The sequence below is a fragment of the Saccharothrix saharensis genome, assembly GCF_006716745.1.
Taxonomy (GTDB): domain Bacteria; phylum Actinomycetota; class Actinomycetes; order Mycobacteriales; family Pseudonocardiaceae; genus Actinosynnema; species Actinosynnema saharense.
The window spans coordinates 1,343,378-1,360,671 of sequence record NZ_VFPP01000001.1; the positions used below are offsets into that span (position 1 = coordinate 1,343,378).

The following is a 17,294-nucleotide window of genomic DNA, read 5'->3' on the forward strand; positions in this document are numbered from 1 at the left end:
CGCAACCCGGTCCGGTCGTGCGAACGCCACCGGCTCCCGGCGGGTGAACACCGCGGGCGGCGAACAGGCTGAACTCCCGGTTGCGCCTGGACAGCGGCTGGTGGGCGGGCGCAACCGGCGTCCACCCTGCTCGCACCACGATCCGCCGCGTTCGCCGAGGCGTGGACGCGCCGATCCCGTTCACACGAGGAGTCCCATGCCCCTCAACGGCTTACGCAGACGCTTGACCGCCCTCTCCGCCGCCACGCTCGCCGTGCTCCTCGGCGCGTCGCTGGCGGCCGCACCCGCGCAGGCGGCCTACGGGCCGGCGCAACCGGTCGACATCCAGCTCCGCGGCTACTCCGGCGGCTACACGACGCTCGTGGGCCGCCTGGTCGGCTCGGTCCGGTTCGACGACGGCAACTCGCTCTACCGGCTCGACCTGACGCTGTGCCGCCAGTCCAGCTACACGAGCACCAAGCTCACGGTCACCGTCAACGGCGCCGCCCACCAGTGGTACTCCCGCGAGGACGGCTACCGGCCGGCGGCCTGCGGCGGCGGGCACGGCCTGTCCGGCGTGGTCAACGTGGACGTGCCCTACGCCGGTGTCGTGCAGAACGTCGGGCTGGTCTACGAAGGACTGCACTTCTCGGGTTCGACCGCCACGCCGGTCTCCCGCAGCGCGTTCTACGACAACCCGTTCAACTGACGGCGCACCGACCGGGTGGCGGGACCTCCGCCGCCCGGTCCTCCGGTGTTCGCCGCCTGTTCGCCCCGGCGCGACCATCGGCGGGTTGACGACGTCGTGCCCCGGCCGGGAACCTCGGTGCCGGCCGATGATCTCCGCGTCACCGGCCGATCCCGCCGCCGTGCCACTCGACACCGGATGGAGGGCGTGGTCGTCGTGACCGCCCAGAAGACCTACCCGACCCGCACCGTGCGACTGCTCAGCGCGCTGGTGGGCGCGATCGTGCTCGCCGTGCTCGTGCCCGGAGCCGCGTGGGCCGAGCCGCCGCAGGCCCTGCCCGCGAATCACGAGGCCGCCGACGGCAAGTGGCAGCCCGCGTTCGACTACGACACCGACGGCTGCTACCCGACCCCGGCGATCTCGCCGACCGGGGCCGTCGCCACCGGCCTGAAGAACTCCGGCGCGCTCAACGGCCAGTGCCGCGACCAGTCCGACCTGGACAACACCAACTCCTACTCGCGCTCCAAGTGCAACAACAACTGGTGCGCCTACCTGTACGACCTGTACTTCGAGAAGGACCAGGCCGTGCCGGGCATCGACTGCTGCGGCCACCGGCACGACATCGAGCACGTCATCGTGTGGGTCAGCGGCGACCAGGCGCAGTACGTCTCCACGTCCGCGCACGGCAAGTACTCGACCTACCCGCGGTCCCAGGTCGCCTGGGAGGGCACTCACCCCAAGATCGTCTACCACAAGGACGGCCTGAGCACGCACTGCTTCCGCCTCGCGAGCGCGAGCGAGCAGCCGGAGAACCACCACGGCGCCTGGCAGTACCCGGACCTGGTGAGCTGGAACCGGTTCCCCGCGGGCATCCGGGACATCCTGGTGAACGCGAACTTCGGCAGCGCGAGCCTGGCGATCAAGGACAGCGCCTTCGCCTACAACCTTGCCCAGGCCAAGCCGAGCGGCATCCCGTTCGACCCGAACGCCTGACGTGGTGCGGGAACCCCGGCGCGGGGTTCCCGCACCCTCACCCGGTGGAGTGGACGTCGCAGCGGTCCTGCCGGGGCCGCAGGGCGTCCGCGGTGTCCCGAGGCCGCGCCGAACGCGTGCGGAACGCCGGACGGCACGCCGACCGGGCCGCCGCGGTCCACTGTGGTCGTGCGTTCGTGCCGGATTTCCGGCACGCCGTCGAGCACGTGGAACACCTCGCCGGACCGCGCGTGGCAGTGGCGTTCCGCGCCGGTTCGCACGCCTGACCAGTGATCAGGAGCCCGCACTGTCACCAGCCTCTGTCGATCTCAGAGCTGGTCGTACCTGTCCTGGTTGAGGAAACGGGCGAAGCCGCGCCACGAGTTCGGCCCCATCACGCCGTCGATCGGCCCGGTGTAGCCCCACCGCGCGGCCAGCCGTTGCACCGCCGCCCACGTGTTCGCGCCGGGCACGCCGTCGACCGGTCCCGTGTAGCCGTACGCGCGCATGGCCCGTTGCAGCGCCGCGTAGGTGTTCGTCCCCGGCGCGCCGTCGACCGGGCCGGTGTACCCGTGCTCGAGTCGCAGCCAGTTCTGCGCCCGCTGCCACAGGATCGGGCCGGGGACGCCGTCCTGCTCGGTCGAGGTCTTCGGCAGACCCGTGCCGCTGCCCAGGTAGGTCAGCGGGTTGATGCGCGTGCCGCTCGGGGTGATCATGTGCCAGTGCAGGTGCGGCCCGGTGGACGAGCCCGAGCCCGGCGCCCCGGCCGCGCCACCCGACAGGCCCACCACGCCGCCCATGCCGACCCGCGTGCCGTTCGCCGTCAGGAACCGGGACAGGTGCATGTACTGGGTGCGGTAACCGTTGTCGTGCTGGATGGTGACGGTGTGCCCGCCCGTGCCGTTGTACGGGGTGTTGGTCACCACGCCGCCGCCCGCCGCGGGCAGCCGGGTGCCGACGGCCATGCCGAAGTCGATGCCGCCGAGCGAGCCCCGGTTCAGGTGGTCCTGCCACGTGCCGGTGATCGGGTAGGCGGTGAAGGGGTGGTGGAAGCCCGGGACGGCGGCCCCCGCCCGGCCCGCGCCGAACGCGGTGACCACACCGGCCGCCACCGTCCCGCGCACGAGCGTCCGCCTGCTGATCCGGTCGTCGGTCATGGTTCGAACTTAGGGGCGGCGCGCCACGGCGACAGGGTGCGTTCGACCGACGGCCATTGGCGGTACATCGTTGACCCGGCCACGGCCGGTCGCCTTCCAATCAAGCGCGGGCCGCGGTGACCAGTTCCGGGCGCACCGGGAAGTAGGTGCCGACCGGCTCGTCCCCGGGGTCGAGGTCGACACCGAAGTACACGCCCTGGCCGCCGTTGGGCCGGAAGTGGTTGCCGGTGGTGTCGTCGATGCACGCGGGCACGTCGGCTTCCGCGTGGGCCAGGGCGATCGCGATCCACCGCGGGCCGATGCGCAGGTCCACGCCGACTTCCTCGGCCAGACCGGCGCTCCACACCCCGGCGGCCAGCACGACCGCGTCGACGTCGACCTCACCGATGGCGCACCGCACGCCGACGACCCGGTCATCGCGCACCAACAGGTGCTCCGCGGGCACGTCGTCCAGCACCCGCGCGCCCCGCGCCCGTGCGGCGTCGAAGAGCGGCCGTGCCGTCGCGGCCGGGTCGGCGTAGCCACCGTCCGGTTCGTGCGCCGCCGCGGCCACGCCGTCCAGCCGCAGCCCCGGGTACCGCGCGGCCAGCGCGTCCGGTTCGGCGACCTCGGCCTTGCCTCCCGCGGCGCGGACCTTGTCCACGTTGTGCCGCAGCGCTTCCCCGTGCTCCGCGCCGACCAGCAGGGCGAAGCCGGTGGGCCGGTGACCGCAGTCGCCGCCGACCAGCTCGCCGAACCGCTGGAAGGTCGGCAGCGCGCGGGCGGCCAGCGCGATGTCGCAGTCGGCCGTGTGGTGCAGGCGCAGCAGGCCACCGGATTGCGCCGTCGCGGCCACGCCGCCCCGCCGCTGGTCGAACACCACCACGTCGTGGCCGCGGCGCGCGAGGTGCCAGGCGACGGCCGCGCCGATCACGCCACCGCCGACGACCGCCACCGCCGACGACCGCCGTGGTCCGCGTCATCGACCGGCCACGCCGCGCTCGGCGGCCTCCGCTCGCCCACCGTCCGCCGCCGGGTCCCACCACACCGACAGGTACACCAGCCGGGTGTCGGCGTCGTTGGTCAGCTCGTGCTCGGAGCCGCGGGTGACGAAGATCGTGTCGCCGAAGCCGACCGGGCGCACCTCGTCGTCGATCCGCATCGTGCCCTTGCCCTCGACGATGAAGAACACCTCGTTCTCGTGGTGGGCGTGCGGCGTCGACACCGCGTGCGGCGAGAGCACGACCCACGCCGCCTCCCAGCCCGGCCGGTCCACCCCGGCCCACGGGAACAGCCGCTTGCCGTGCACGTTGTGGTCGGGCTCGAAGACCAGGTCGCCCTCGCCCCAGGAAAGAACGTCCACCGGTAGCCCTCCACATCCGCGTCCGAGGCCAGTCGGGAACCGACCCCAAGGACGCGGCCGGCCGCCGTCTTCAGCCCGGGGAACGGCCGCGGGTCCACTCACGGACGACAAGGCGGCACCCCGACCCGCCGCAGGGGTGGACGCCCGCCGCACCCGTCACCGTCCGCGAGGCGGGTCACCTGGCCAGGGCTACCTCACCGCACTATCGAGTGCTCCCGTCCCCGCGCCGTTCTCCCGCACGGGCCTCCGCTCCTACCGTGGCCTGATCGCACCAAGGAGTTGAGGCCGATGTCCGGTGCCTTCCGCCGCCGCCCTGCCGTCGCCGTCACCGCCGCCTTGGCCCTGACAACGGCCCTGACGACCGCCCACGCCGCCGCCGCACCCGCGCTCGCCAAGCCCGCCGCGGTCGTGTCGCTGGGCGACAGCTACATCTCCGGTGAGGCGGGCCGGTGGCGCGGCAACGCGCTGGAGAACTCCGGTGACAAGTGGGGCACCGACCTCGCGACCGAGTGCGACGCGAGCGGCTGCGCCACGGATCCGCAGCTGGTCTACGGCAACACCCACACCAGCACGAACATGTGCCACCGCTCGACGTCCGCGGAGATCGTCAGCGCCGCCATCCCCGACGCCACGGCGATCAACCTGGCGTGCTCCGGCGCGACCACGTCCGACGTGCGCAACGGCGACCCGGCGCGCAACCAGCCCAACCAGGTCGAGCGGCTGCGCGCGAAGACGGCCGACTACCACGTGAAGCTGGTGGTCCTGTCGATCGGCGGCAACGACCTCCGGTTCGGCGACATCATCGCCGACTGCGTGCAGGGCTACCTCACGCACTACCGGTGCGGCCCGAAGTGGGACTCGGCCATCTCGGGTCAGCTCGACCAGGTCCGGGCGGACGTCGGCGCGACCGTCAGGGCGATCAAGGAGGTGCTCAACGCGGCCCAGGGCCCCGGCAGCTACCAGTTCGTCCTCCAGTCGTACCCGTCGCCGATGCCCGCCGCCGCCGGCTTCCGCATCCCCGAGAGCGGGCCGCGGTGGTCGGAGGGCGGGTGCCCGGTGTGGGACAGCGACGCGAACTGGGCGCGCAACGAGCTGGTGCCCACGATCGCGGCGCAGCTCGAGCAGGTCGCCGCCGACCGCCACGTGCGGTTCCTCGACCTGCGTGACGCCTTCGACGGCCGCGAGGTGTGCGCGACCGACTCGAGCCAGGCGACGGCGGCCAACAGCGCCGCCAACCCGCTGCCGGGCACGGTCGCGGAGTGGGTGCGCTGGGTCGTCACCGGCTACTCGTCGCAGGGCGACCGCCAGGAGAGCATGCACCCCAACCACTACGGGCAACGCGCGCTGGGCGCGTGCCTGCGCCTGATGCACGAGAAGACCACCGGTGACTTCGCGTGCCACAACACGCCCGGCGCCGGCCCCGGCCGGATGACGTTGTCCGCGCTCGGCGGCTCGCTCGACCACTGACCCGTCCGCCCGACCGGAAGGCCCACCCATGAGATCACGTGTCCTGACCACGATCGCCGCCGTGATCACGCTGGTGGCCGCCTCCGCGTCCACCGCCGCCGCGGCGGAACCACGGGTTGCGAAAGCTCTCTGGAACTGCGTCGCGTCGGTGGACGACCCGCACCAGTCGCACACGAACGCCCAACGCGTGAACGTGCACGCGGACTTCAAGAGCTGCACCAGATCGATGCCCGAGTTCCAGATCGATCTCTGGCTGTACCAGGACGGCGTGGAGGTGGCGAGGGACGAAGTCTCCGGCCTGAACAAGCGCAAGGCCCGCGTAGTCGCCAACATGGCGCCTCAGGAGAACGTGTGGTTCGCCTACCAGGCGGCGGCCGAGTTCTCCATCTCGGAAGGCAGCGAGATCTTCGTGCTGAGGCTGGAGAGCCGGACGAGGCAGGTCTGCATCGGCGACAACTGCCCGCCCCAGCCCGACCCGGACTCGGGCCGCCTGGCGGCGACGCGCCGGTGACTCGTCCCCGGGAGGTCGAGTGAGCGACTACGCCGTCTTCCTGGCGGTCACCGACCGGACCGCGCAGCGGATGCCGACGTTTTCCCTGACGTCGCTGACCATCCCGTCCGGCCGCCTCGGCGAGGCCGAGCAGCGGGCCGCCTCGGCGCTCGCCGTGCTGCCGCCGGGCGTGGCCTGGCCGGACGTCGAGCCCGCCGTCCGCCGCCAGGTGGTCGACCGGGTCCGGGAGGTGCCGCACGTCGCCGTCGACCACGTCGAGCACGACCGGCCGCGGGCCGGTGCGTGGGTGTGCCTGCGCGCCTGCCTCGCGGACCTCGCGACCAACAGCTCCCTCGCCGCCGTGGCGCACCGACCGCACACCGTCCACCTGACCGGCCACCCCGTGCCCGACCCGACCGCGCCCCTGCTGGTCGACGCCGAAGCCGTGCACGTCGACGCCGAGGCGCACCACCCCGCGCTGGCCCGGCTCACCGCGCTGCTCGCCACCGCCGCACCGGCCTCCGTCACCGGCGCGCTCCCCGACGACGAGGACCCGTACGACGCGTTCGACAGCTACACGTTGGGCGGTCTCGCGGAGGCGGGCAGCCGGTCACCCGACTCGCCAAGTCCACAGTAGACGGTCGGCGTGCCCGTGGCGGTGTCGGCGGTTCGCCGCGCTTCAGGTCGCGCAGGACGCCGACGGCGCTCCGGCGCGCGCGGCCGTGTCGAGGTTGTCCTCGACCCAGACGCGCAGCATCCGCAGCGGCACGGCCGCGCCGCGCCCGAGTTCGGTGAGCGAGTACTCGACGCGCAGCGGCACCTCGGGGAAGACGGTCCGGTCGACGAGGCCGAACTCCTCCAGCCGCCGCAGGGTCTGGGTCAGCACCTTCGGGCTGACGCCCTGCAGGTGCCGCTGGAGTTCGCCGAACCGCCGCGGCCCGTCCTCGAGCGCGCCGATGGCCAACGCCGACCACTTGTTCGCCAGCAGGTCCAGCATCGCCCGACACGGGCACTGCGCGGCGTAGACGTCGTGGTCGGCGTGCTGTCCGGTCAGGCACACAGTGGCCATGGCAAGCCTCTCACCTCGACACTTCCCTTTGGGAAGTTCTGTCCCTTGCGGGTAACCATATCCCCGCGGATACGTTCGCCACGTCCACAGGAAGATCACCCCCTGGAGAGGGAACCGTGTCCGACACATCCATGCGCGCCGTCACCCAGCACCTTCGGCGGTCCGGAGGTGCTCGCCGTGCGGCAGGTGCCCCGACCCGAACCGCTGCCGACCGAGGTCCGGGTGAAGGTGCACGCGGCCGGCGTCAACCCGGTGGACTGGAAGACGCGGGCCGGGAACGGCATGGCCGGTGTGCTCGGCGACCCGCCGTTCATCCTGGGCTGGGACGTCTCCGGCGTGGTCGAGCAGGTGGGCTTCGGCGTCACGACCCTGCGGGAAGGCGACGAGGTCTACGGCATGCCGTGGTTCCCGCGCGCCGCGGGCGGCTACGCCGAGTACGTCACCGCCCCGGCCCGGCAGTTCGCCCGCAAGCCCTCGACCACCAGCCACGAGCAGGCGGCGGCCGTACCCCTGGCCGCCCTGACCGCCTGGCAGGCCTTGGTGGACACCGCGCACGTCGAACCGGGCCACCGCGTGCTGGTCCACGCGGCGGCGGGCGGCGTCGGCCACTTCGCCGTCCAGTTCGCCAAGCACCTCGGTGCCCACGTGCTGGGCACCGCGCGGGCGAACAACCACGACTGGCTCACCGAGCTGGGCGCGGACGAGCTCATCGACTACACCGCGGTCCGCTTCGAGGAGGCCGCGTCCGACGTCGACGTCGTGATCGACCTGGTCGGCGACCGCGACAACACCAGCACGCGGTCACTGGACGTGCTGCGCCCCGGCGGACTGCTCATCGCCGTCCCGTCCGGCGCGTCCCCCGACCTGGCCGCCGCGGCCGAGGCGAAGGGCAGGCGGGCGACGTCGTTCCTGGTCGAGCCGGACGGTCACGCGCTCGCCACCATCGGCGCACTCATCGACTCCGGCGCGGTGGTGGTGGAGGTCGAGAAGACCTTCCCCCTCGACCAGGCCGGCGCAGCCCACCGGCACGGCGAGTCCCACCGCACCCGCGGCAAGCTCGTCCTGCGCGTCACCCCTTGAGGCCGATGCGGGTCCGGTAACACGGAGTCCCATAAGAATTCCCAACCGCAATAGTGCGGACGAAGAACAGGAAAGGGCCGTGCGGCCCACCACGAGCAATCGGTTCGGCGGCCTGTGCCATAGTGGGCGTCGACCCGAGGTCTCGTTGCGTCTGTCCTTGTTCGGCATTGCCTGGGGAGAAGATGGACATCGAGTTGCGGTTCGAGGTCGACGAGGGCACCGGTGGCTCCCCCGACGACCTGCGGACGCTCTACCGGCACCTGGCCGACCACCCCGAGCTCCCCGAAGGTGCCCGCGTCCTGATCCGGCGGGAGCCGGTGCGGCCGGGTGAGCTGGGCACCGCGGAGGTGGTGCTGGCCGTGGTGGCGACGGCCGCGGGCGTGGGGCAGTTGGCGGTGGCCGTCCGGTCTTGGCGGGACGCGGTGAAGCGGCCGACGAACGTCCGGCTCGTCGTCCCGGCGGAACACCGGGACGTCACCCGACCGGTCGACGACGCGTTGCGCGGGTCCGGGGACCCGCGCCGCGAAACCGGAGAAGAGAAGGCGGTCGGCGTCATCGGGCGGATCGACCCGGACAACTCCGCCTGCGTGCTGATCGGCGTGGACCGCTACTACGACCAGGAACTCCCCTCGCTGCGCGCGGTCTACAACAACGTCGAGCAGCTCTACGACGTGCTGACCGACGAGGACGTCTGGGGGGTCAAACCCGGCCGCATCCGGAAGGTGCACAACCCGCGGACCGCGACGGACCTGGTCCAGCCGATCCGGGAGATGTCCGACCTGGCCACCGACACCCTGATCGTCTACTACGCGGGGCACGGCCTGAAGGATCTCCTGGAGGACGAGCTCTACCTGTCCCTGCCGACCTCCGTCCCGGGGCAGCCGGAGAGCGCGGTCCGCTACAAAGCCGTCAAGCAGGCCATCACGCAGAGCCGGCAGGCGCAACGCGTGGTCGTGATCCTGGACTGCTGCTACAGCGGTGTCGCGATGGACGGCGCGATGTCGACCGCCACCGACGACATCCGCGCCGACGCCGGCGTCGACGACGTCCGCGGCTCCTACCTCATGTGCTCCGCGGCACCCAACCGCAAGGCACTCGCACCGAGCGCCGACGTGTGCACGGTGTTCACCGGGGAGCTGGTGGACGTCCTGCGCCACGGCATCCCCGAGAGTTCCGGGCTCACGCTCAGCCTCGGTGCGGTCTTCCGCGAGGTGCGAAGACGGCTGCGCAGGGACAACCGGCCGCAACCACAGGAACAGGACCAGAACCAGGTCGGCGACCTGCGCTTCGCGCACAACGTCGCACTCCGGACCAAGCAGACACCGGACGCGGCGGTCCCGGCGCGGGAGACGCGTCGCCATCGCGTCCGGCGCGGGCTGACGGTCACCGCGGCGATCATCGCCGCCGCGGCCGCCGGTGCCGCCGTCCGGCCGGGGATCGACTGGTGGCGCGAGCCCGGCGGCCGGTGCTCGCCGCACGCCACCCTGCTCAGCTACACCGACGAGCTCGACAAGCTCGACGTCAACGGCGAGCAGGTGACCGGGCTCTCGGCCATCGCGCTCGACGGCGGATCGAAGCTGCTCGCCCTCGCCGACAACGAACCCGGCCGGGTCTTCCCCCTGGCGATGGGCGACCCCGAGCACCTGACCGTCACCGCCCGCACCGGTCAAACCCTGCGCGACCAGGACAACGAGCCGTACAGGCAGGGCATCGACGGAGAAGGGCTGGTGATCGAGAACGGCACCGGGACGATGCTCGTGAGCTCCGAGCACGGCCCGTCCATCCGCCGCTTCCGGATCAGCGACAGCCGTGAGATCGGCGAGCTGCCCGTGCCGGCCGCGCTGCGGGACCCACCGGACGGCTCCGCGCACACCGGGCGCACCATCGAATCCCTGACCGCGACACCCGAGGGCGACTACCTCTACGCGGGCTGGGAGGCGCCGCTCAGCGGGGACGGCGACCAGCGGGGGCGACACCGGCTGAGGATCCAGCGCTACCACGGCGAACCGGGCGGGGACTACGAGCCGGATCGCCAGTACGCCTACGAGACCGACGCCGGGCTCTACCTGACCGAGCTCGCGGTGGTCGAGCCGGATCGGCTGCTCGCCCTCGAACGGCAGTACGTCGAAGGGCTCGGCAACGCCATCCGGGTCTACGACGTCGACCTCGCCGACGCCGAGGACGTGACCGGCCAGGCGAGCCTGGCCAACGCCACCGCCGACGTGTTCGTGCCCAGCACCCTGCTGTTCGACCTCGCCGCCTGCCCGGCGGGCGGCCGCGGCAAGGTCACCGCCGAGGAACCCCAGTCCAACCCCCTGCTGGGCAACGTCGAGGGCATGGCCGTCGGTCCGGAGGAGACCTCGGGCCCGCACCGGGGAACGCGCCTGCTGTACCTGGTCAGCGACGACAACTCGAACAGCGTGCAGACCACGCGCCTGTACGCCTTCCGCATCACGCTCCCCGACTGAGCCCCGGCGTCGCAGCGGACCTGACCGGCCGCGGGTACGGCCGGTCAGGTCGTCAGCCGCGGGTCGCTAGCTCAGGATCAGCGACAGGCCGTAGGCCGACAGGATCGGGTTGACCTCCTGGTAGTACGTGGTTCCACCGGTCGAGCAGTTGCCCGAGCCTCCCGACGTGACGCCCTGGGCCTGGTTGGAGCTGAGCCACGAGCCGCCGGAGTCGCCGGGTTGGGCACAGACGTTGGTGCGGGTCAGGTTGTAGACGACACCCTGCGGGTAGTTCACGGTCTGGCCCCGGGCCTGGATGTAGTTGCACCACATGCCGGTGGTCGAGCCCGAGCGGCACACGCCGGAGCCGACCGGGACCTGCGCGGAACCGCGGACGTAGTACCAGTAGCCGTCGTAGCCCTCCATGTAGCCCCACAGGTTCACGCCCGCGACGGTCCGCACCCACGCGTAGTCGTAGTAGGGGAACGTGGAGCCGGCGAAGTAGCCGTAGAGCGCGCCGTTCTGGTCGGTGGCCTGGGAGCCGGTGGTGCCGCAGTGGCCGGCGGTCACGAACCCGCCGTACACGGCGAACCCGATGGAACACCGACCCGCGTTGTTGATCCAGTACGGCCAGCCGCCGACGACATCGGCGTACGGCACCGGCGAGTGGTCTTCCTCGACCACGCGGACGGCCTCGTGCACGGCCTCGGCCTGCTCGAGGAACGCCTTCACCGCGGTGTCGACCTTGTTCCGGTTGACGGTCACGACCACCGCGTTGGTCCGCACGTCGACGTACCAGCCGTTCACGCCCTCGGGCGCGGCCCGGCCGGCCTGCCGGTCGATGGCGGTCTTGGCGGCGTCGAGCTGCGCGTAGCTGTGCGCGACGGGCACGACGGTGACGTCGAGGCCGGTCCGGTCGGCCGCGGCCGCGCCGGCGACCGCGACGGCGAGCTTGCCGGTCGCCGGGTCGAACCAGCTCCCGGCGTACGCGGAGCCGTACAGCTTGCGGGCGACGACCTCGGCCCCGCGAGCCCGTTCCTCCTGGGCCAAACGGGTCTCGACGCCTTCGGCGCTCAGGCCGAAGTCGCGCTTCATCGCCTCCGCCATGCCGAGTGACACACGCGGCGCGGCGGTGGGCGAAACGGTCGCCACGCCAACGGGCGCGGCGGCTGCGGGCAGGGAAGGAATGGCGAGACCGATCGCCAGGACGACCGCGCCGGTTAATCGGGCAGCACGAGTACGAGTCACTTGGGCAGCCTTTCGCACAAATGGGCAGGGAAGTGCACCAGTCGGTTTCGGGGATGTGCACGCGGAGACCCCGGAACCGCTGATGTTCGCCGGTGAGAACCGACGGATTCGAAACGATACTTTCCCGATCGATGCGCCCATACCGCCGAGACGGTGGCTCTTCCCCTCGTCATTCGACCAATTCACGGCAATCGGAAGACAGGTGTTGCGCTTCCCGGTCGACGGTGGCGTCCTCCGGCCGCTCGCACCGTCGCGGGCATGATCCGGCGTGCTCGACGTGGAGGCGTTCTCGCGCCGCCAGGCTCGGCGGTGCCGGCGGGCGCGGTCATCCGGGACCCGACCGGCACGACCCGGTCCGCCCGCGACACGGGCAGGGTCGGCCGGCGCGCGGGGGAACGGGCCGTGCGGTGCGGTGCAGGCGGTGGTGGGCACCTACGCGGCCACGCCGGCCGGCCGGTGGACCAACGCCCCGGCACCGTTTGCCACCCGGAGGAAGGACACGTGCCATCCCGCCGAGGGACCAGTCGACGAATCGCCCAACCGCCACCGCCTCGCTCCGCCGGTCGATCCGACCCGGTCCGACAGAGCACCGCGGCGTGATCGGAGGTGGCTGATCGGCGGAGGAGAGCTCCGCCCCTCCGGCCGGCTCACGGGGTGATGATCTCCAGAACGACCTGGCCGTACAGACCGGACAAGGTGCCCAAGCCCACGTTGCACAACAGGACGTTCGTGCTGGGGTAGACGATGGTGTGCACGAACGTCGCTCCCGCGAACACGCCCGACGTGACCGTGCCGGTCGTGACGACGGTCAGGCCGGCACCGGCCAGGCTCGACACGTTGTTGCCGGACAGGACGGACGTCTCACCGGTGTTCCAGGTGATGGGGATGGTGAGCGCGTTCGCGCCGAGCAGGCTCAGGCAGGTCTTGCCCGAGGCGGTGCCGGTGGCGGTCGAGTGGCCGGACGTGATGTCCGGGCGGGTGGCCGAGACGCACGGGCCGTACTGCCGGGACACCGTGAGCGTCATGTCCTGCGGGTAGTTGGTCGCGGGCGGGTCGAACAGCAGGCTCGCGCTGCTCGGCGGTGTGCACGTGATGTCGGCACCCGCGGCGGCGGCCGTGCCGGGCGTGGACAGCAGGGCGGACGCGACCGTGGCCAGGACCGCGACGAGGGCGGAGACGATACGGGACATGACGGTTCCCCTTTCCCGACACGGTTTCCGCACAAATGCGGATTCGGCGGTGTCGGCATTCTCCTATCGCGTACCGGAAGGCTTCGTTACCCGCCTCCGCACCGAGGCGACGCCTCCGACCCCGGTAGCCCGGCCGGCCGATTGACGGCGGCCCTGACCACCGCCAGGCTCAGTGGGAGCGCTCTCACGTTGCTGTTCCGGTTGACCGCGGAGGAAGCAGGCGCATGAGACGACCGTTCGCCCTCGCCTTGGCGGTGCTCACCGCCCTGGGACTGCTCACCGCACCGGCCGCGGCGGTCGCGACGAAGAAGGGCGTCAGCGTCAACGACCACCCGGGTGACGGCCGCGCTCACCGACGTGCGAGCGGGCTGGTACTACACCTGGGCGTCCGACACGCAGGGCGTCGCCACCCCGGCCGGTGTGGAGTTCGTGCCGATGATCTGGGGTGCGGGCGCGGTGAACGACACCGAGTTGGCCCGGGCAAGGTCGCTCGGCTCGACCCTGCTCGGGTTCAACGAGCCGGACATGGCCGGGCAGGCCGACCTGACGGTCGAGCAGGCGTTGTCGCTGTGGCCGCGGTTGCAGGCCACCGGGATGCGGCTCGGCGCGCCGGCCGTCGCGTTCGGCGGTGACCGGGCGGGCGGCTGGCTGGACCGGTTCCTGAGCGGCGCCGCCGCCCGCGGGTACCGGGTCGACTTCATCCCGCTGCACTGGTACGGCAGCGACTTCTCGACCGCCGCCACCGGGCACCTGCAGAGCTACGTGCAGGCGGTCCACAACCGGTACCGCAAGCCGATCTGGGTCACCGAGTACGGCCTGATCGACTTCACCGGCGCCCAGCCGAGGTACCCGAGCCAGGCGCAGCAGTCCGACTTCGCCCGGCGTTCCGGCGCGATGCTGAACGGCCTGTCGTTCGTGGAGCGGTTCGCGTGGTTCTCGCTGTCGACCCGCACCACCCCGACCGGCCTCTACGACGGGACCACGCCCAACGCCACCGGCGTAACTTACCGAGCCGTCCCCTGATCCTCGGCGGAGCGATGCGCGGGGTCCTGGCCGTCGCGTTCGCGCTGATCGCCGCGTTCACCGTCCTCACACCGGTTTCCACCGCCGCCGACCACACGGTCACCTTCGTCGACCGGTCCGACCGTCCGGTGTGGATCGGCAGCGCGGTCAACGCCGACGGCTCGCGCGCGCCGACCGGCCTGCCGGTGGTGCGGAACGGCCGGTCGGCGACCCCCACCATCCCGGAGTCGAGCACGCCCTGCCACCGGCGCGGCAAGTTCCTCGCCCGCCAGGACCGCACCGGCACGCCCGGCAGCACGTTCCGCCGCCGGGCTCCGCCGAGTGCGCCGCGGTCGGCTGCCCGGAGAACCTGCTGCCGCACTGCCCGGCGGAGAACCCGACCCGGTGGGCCGACGGCAGGCCGATGCTGTTGCACCAACCCGAACCGCGACGCCCGGACCGCCTACAGCGACGCCTCGTCGTCCCGCTGCCCGAAGGCCCCGGCTGCACGGTCACCTTCCACCCGGTCGCCCGAACCCGGTCACCTCTCGACGAGTCCACCGGCTACGGGCCGTGACGTCGGGGGGTGGTGTCCCGCGGGCCGCTGCCACCCCGCACGTTAATCCCACGTTCACCGCGCGTTGAACAACCCGGGGAATCCCGCCGCGGTGATCAACGAGCACGATGCCGAGCACGCGCGTGAGCTGGCCGCCGACCTGCTCGGTTCGATGGCGGACCGGTGGCGGCACACGGCCGGCGTCGCGGCCCGGGCCGCCGAACTCGCCACGACGGTCGCCGAGACCGACCGGGACCTGCTCGTGGCCGCCGCGTGGCTGCACGACATCGGCTACGCGCCGCCGGTGGCGGACACCGGGTTCCACCCGCTCGACGGCGCCCGCCACCTCGACCGGCTCGGCTGGCCGCGGCGGATCGCGGCCCTCGTCGCGCACCACTCGGGAGCCCGCTTCGTCGCCGAGGTCCTCGACGTCGGCGAGCAGCTCGACGCCTACCCGCGCGAAGAGGGACCGGTCGCCGACGCGCTGGCCCTCGCCGACCAGACCGTCGACCACCGAGGTGACCGCGTCCCACTCCGGGACCGGTGGGCCGACATGCTGCACCGCCACGGTCCCCGCTCCCCCAACGCCCGCGTGCACCACCTGCGCGCACCGCACCTGCTCGCCGTCGCCGCCAGGGTCGAAGCGCGACTCGCCGGTCCTTGAGACGACCCGGACCAGGGCGGTCGTCCGGTCGCGGTGGCGCCCCACCCCCAGCGGGGCGCCACCGCGGGCGTGACGGTCAGAGGCGCACGCAGACGTGGCCGACGTCCCGGTAGCCGGCGCCGTACCTCTCCCACGCCTCACCGCACAGGTCCGTGCCCTCGCGGACCGTTTGGAGCGGCTCGACGATCACCCAGGGAACGGGGTTGCCGTCCTGGCCGACCTGGTGCGGCAGGGTGTTCGACGTGAACCCCACGTGGCCGTACCAGTTCGGCCCGCGACCGTTCTGGTAGACCTCCACCTTGTTCACGAACCGGTCGTTGTGGACGATGTTGATGCAGAGGTACTTCACGCACTCCGTCGTATTCAGCACCCTTTCCCCGCCGGCCGCCGAAGCGGTGCCGGTGGCGAGGGTGGCGGACGCGCCGAGAGCGACCAAAAGCAAACGCGCACTGAACATGACCGATTCCCTTGCTTGAGCAGTCGTTCACCTGATCGTGCGGAGCGGGCGACAGACCGTGCCCGTCCCCGCGATCCAGTTCTACCGCATCGGGGAATTGTTTCCGCGCGCTGAAGTGTCGAGACAATCAACGTGAGACAACGCGGAAAGCAGGAGACAACCCGACCGGCCCGGTCGGACGGAGGGGACGGACATGCCGCGGCCTGAGAGCCGGTTGGACCCGCACGCGGGGGTTGTGCAGCTCTTCGCCCACGACCTGCGCCTGCTGCGGGAGAAGGCGGGCTCCCCGCCGTACCGGGCGTTGGCGCTGCGGGCCCATTACGCACCGGCGACGTTGGCGCGGGCGGCGGGAGGTCGGGAGTTGCCGAGTCTCGCGGTGACCTTGGCGTACGTGAGGGCCTGCGAGGGCGACGAAGAGCAATGGGAAAGCCGATGGCGTGAAGTCGCCGCGGCCGTGGCACCGGAGACGCGCGCAGAACCGGATCAGCGTCCGCCCGTGCCACCGGAAGAGCCGGTGGCACGGGCGGGGGCGACAAATGCCGGCCGTTTCCGAATTCGTCCCGGCCGAGCGGTCGTGGTGCTCACCGCGTTGCTTCTGCTGGCGGGCACGACGGCGGCGGTCGTGCTCACCGCGGGAACCGAAACACCGCGAAGTCGGAGGACTCCGGCCGGAAAAGCGGAAATGGTCGACATCCACACCGCCGCCGACGGCACGGTCCGGGCCTGGACGAACACGGGCGGCTTCCCGGGATGGCCGTGGAGCGACCCCGTCGGCATGGTGCTGGGCCAGGTCGACCCGGCTCTGACCCGCTTCGCCGACCTGGACGGCGACGGGTTCGACGAACTGGTCCGGATCGCCGCCGACGGGACGACCACGGCGTGGTGGAACGACCAGGGCTTCCCCGACCGGCCGTGGCACTCCTCGGTGATCGTCGCCAAGGGGGCGATGGCGGAGCCGGCCGGCATCCACTTCGCCGACCTGGACGGCGACGGAAGGGACGAGCTGATCACCATCGAGGAGGGCGTGGTCCGCGCCTGGCCCAACACCGGTGCCTTCCCGGAGTGGCCGTGGCGCGAGCCGGTGGAGCTGGGCGAGGCGCCTTCCGGGCACACGCGGTTCGCCGACCTCGACGCCGACGGGAAGGCTGAGCTGATCGACCTGGGTGCCGCCGCCGGCGACCCGATCCGGGCCGGGCGCAACACCGGTGCCTTCCCCGCTCGGCCGTGGAGCACGGCCGTGGACCTCGGCCCGAGCCACGCCGACCCCGAGCGCCTCCGCTTCGCGGACCTCGACGGCGACGGCTTCGACGAGCTGATCTCGATCAACGAGGACGGCACGACCTCGGCGTGGTGGAACAGCCGCACCTACCCCGACGACCCGTGGCACTCCTCGGTGATGATCGGCAAGGGCTGGGTCGGCGACCCGGTGAGCATCCAGTTCGCCGACCTCACGGGCGACGACCGGCCTCACCCCCACTCCGGCTGA

General features: G+C 72.1%; 17 protein-coding genes. 10 read left to right on the forward strand and 7 right to left on the reverse strand.

Annotated elements, in window-relative coordinates:
* The first annotated feature begins 223 nt into the window (after window positions 1–223).
* Together FHX81_RS05090 and FHX81_RS05095 are read left to right on the forward strand one after the other, a co-directional pair.
* The gene (locus FHX81_RS05090; RefSeq protein WP_141975515.1) at window positions 224–688 is read left to right on the forward strand and encodes a hypothetical protein; all 465 of its coding nucleotides are present in this window, start codon (window positions 224–226) and stop codon (window positions 686–688) included.
* 186 nt (window positions 689–874) lie between these two features.
* Window positions 875–1,660 (forward strand): NPP1 family protein, encoded by a 786-nt coding sequence (locus tag FHX81_RS05095; protein ID WP_425473804.1) that lies wholly within the window; start codon window positions 875–877, stop codon window positions 1,658–1,660.
* 308 nt (window positions 1,661–1,968) lie between these two features.
* Here FHX81_RS05095 and FHX81_RS05100 read toward each other — a convergent pair whose 3' ends face one another.
* The 3 genes from FHX81_RS05100 to FHX81_RS05110 all read right to left on the reverse strand — a co-directional run bounded on the left by FHX81_RS05100 (window position 1,969) and on the right by FHX81_RS05110 (window position 4,138).
* Window positions 1,969–2,796, reverse strand: a complete 828-nt coding sequence (locus tag FHX81_RS05100) for a peptidoglycan DD-metalloendopeptidase family protein (protein ID WP_141975519.1) — start codon at window positions 2,794–2,796, stop codon at window positions 1,969–1,971.
* A 100-nt stretch (window positions 2,797–2,896) separates the two neighbouring features.
* Window positions 2,897–3,730: an NAD(P)/FAD-dependent oxidoreductase gene (locus FHX81_RS05105; protein ID WP_141975521.1), complete on the reverse strand. Its 834-nt coding sequence runs from the start codon at window positions 3,728–3,730 to the stop codon at window positions 2,897–2,899.
* A gap of 24 nt (window positions 3,731–3,754) precedes the next feature.
* Window positions 3,755–4,138 (reverse strand): cupin domain-containing protein, encoded by a 384-nt coding sequence (locus tag FHX81_RS05110; protein ID WP_170231940.1) that lies wholly within the window; start codon window positions 4,136–4,138, stop codon window positions 3,755–3,757.
* Window positions 4,139–4,426: 288 nt separating this feature from the next.
* Here FHX81_RS05110 and FHX81_RS05115 point away from each other — a divergent pair, with 288 nt between their 5' ends.
* The 3 genes from FHX81_RS05115 to FHX81_RS05125 are packed head-to-tail and all read left to right on the forward strand — an operon-like array spanning window position 4,427 to window position 6,732.
* On the forward strand, window positions 4,427–5,605 hold the full coding sequence (locus FHX81_RS05115) for a GDSL-type esterase/lipase family protein (RefSeq protein ID WP_141975525.1): 1,179 nt from the start codon (window positions 4,427–4,429) through the stop codon (window positions 5,603–5,605).
* A 28-nt stretch (window positions 5,606–5,633) separates the two neighbouring features.
* A complete protein-coding gene (locus tag FHX81_RS05120) occupies window positions 5,634–6,116 on the forward strand; it encodes a hypothetical protein (RefSeq protein ID WP_141975527.1) in 483 nt (160 codons plus the stop codon).
* Window positions 6,117–6,135: 19 nt separating this feature from the next.
* Window positions 6,136–6,732, forward strand: a complete 597-nt coding sequence (locus tag FHX81_RS05125; RefSeq protein ID WP_141975529.1) for a hypothetical protein — start codon at window positions 6,136–6,138, stop codon at window positions 6,730–6,732.
* Window positions 6,733–6,774: 42 nt separating this feature from the next.
* On the opposite strand, the gene FHX81_RS05130 is transcribed toward FHX81_RS05125, so the two are convergent.
* Entirely contained in the window at window positions 6,775–7,164 is a 390-nt protein-coding gene (locus FHX81_RS05130) for a winged helix-turn-helix transcriptional regulator (protein ID WP_141975531.1), read from the reverse strand.
* Window positions 7,165–7,341: 177 nt separating this feature from the next.
* On the opposite strand from FHX81_RS05130, the gene FHX81_RS05135 reads away from it, so the two are divergent.
* Together FHX81_RS05135 and FHX81_RS05140 are read left to right on the forward strand one after the other, a co-directional pair.
* The gene (locus tag FHX81_RS05135) at window positions 7,342–8,244 is read left to right on the forward strand and encodes an NADP-dependent oxidoreductase (protein ID WP_342787168.1); all 903 of its coding nucleotides are present in this window, start codon (window positions 7,342–7,344) and stop codon (window positions 8,242–8,244) included.
* Window positions 8,245–8,426: 182 nt separating this feature from the next.
* Window positions 8,427–10,712: an effector-associated constant component EACC1 gene (locus FHX81_RS05140; protein ID WP_141975533.1), complete on the forward strand. Its 2,286-nt coding sequence runs from the start codon at window positions 8,427–8,429 to the stop codon at window positions 10,710–10,712.
* A gap of 66 nt (window positions 10,713–10,778) precedes the next feature.
* Here the strand turns inward: FHX81_RS05140 and FHX81_RS05145 are convergent, their stop codons facing one another.
* Window positions 10,779–11,786 (reverse strand): S1 family peptidase, encoded by a 1,008-nt coding sequence (locus FHX81_RS05145; RefSeq protein WP_342787169.1) that lies wholly within the window; start codon window positions 11,784–11,786, stop codon window positions 10,779–10,781.
* An 800-nt stretch (window positions 11,787–12,586) separates the two neighbouring features.
* On the reverse strand, window positions 12,587–13,129 hold the full coding sequence (locus FHX81_RS05150; RefSeq protein WP_141975537.1) for a hypothetical protein: 543 nt from the start codon (window positions 13,127–13,129) through the stop codon (window positions 12,587–12,589).
* Window positions 13,130–13,465: 336 nt separating this feature from the next.
* Here FHX81_RS05150 and FHX81_RS05155 point away from each other — a divergent pair, with 336 nt between their 5' ends.
* Together FHX81_RS05155 and FHX81_RS05160 are read left to right on the forward strand one after the other, a co-directional pair.
* The gene (locus FHX81_RS05155) at window positions 13,466–14,152 is read left to right on the forward strand and encodes a glycoside hydrolase family protein (RefSeq protein ID WP_246107638.1); all 687 of its coding nucleotides are present in this window, start codon (window positions 13,466–13,468) and stop codon (window positions 14,150–14,152) included.
* 647 nt (window positions 14,153–14,799) lie between these two features.
* Complete coding sequence (locus FHX81_RS05160) at window positions 14,800–15,351, forward strand: HD domain-containing protein (RefSeq protein ID WP_246107639.1); 552 nt, start codon at window positions 14,800–14,802, stop codon at window positions 15,349–15,351.
* A 76-nt stretch (window positions 15,352–15,427) separates the two neighbouring features.
* Here FHX81_RS05160 and FHX81_RS05165 read toward each other — a convergent pair whose 3' ends face one another.
* Window positions 15,428–15,700 carry a hypothetical protein gene (locus FHX81_RS05165; protein WP_141975539.1) on the reverse strand — a complete coding sequence of 91 codons (273 nt, stop codon included), beginning with the start codon at window positions 15,698–15,700 and terminating at the stop codon, window positions 15,428–15,430.
* 790 nt (window positions 15,701–16,490) lie between these two features.
* Between FHX81_RS05165 and FHX81_RS05170 the strand changes: the two genes are divergently transcribed.
* Entirely contained in the window at window positions 16,491–17,294 is an 804-nt protein-coding gene (locus tag FHX81_RS05170) for an FG-GAP repeat domain-containing protein (protein WP_141975541.1), read from the forward strand.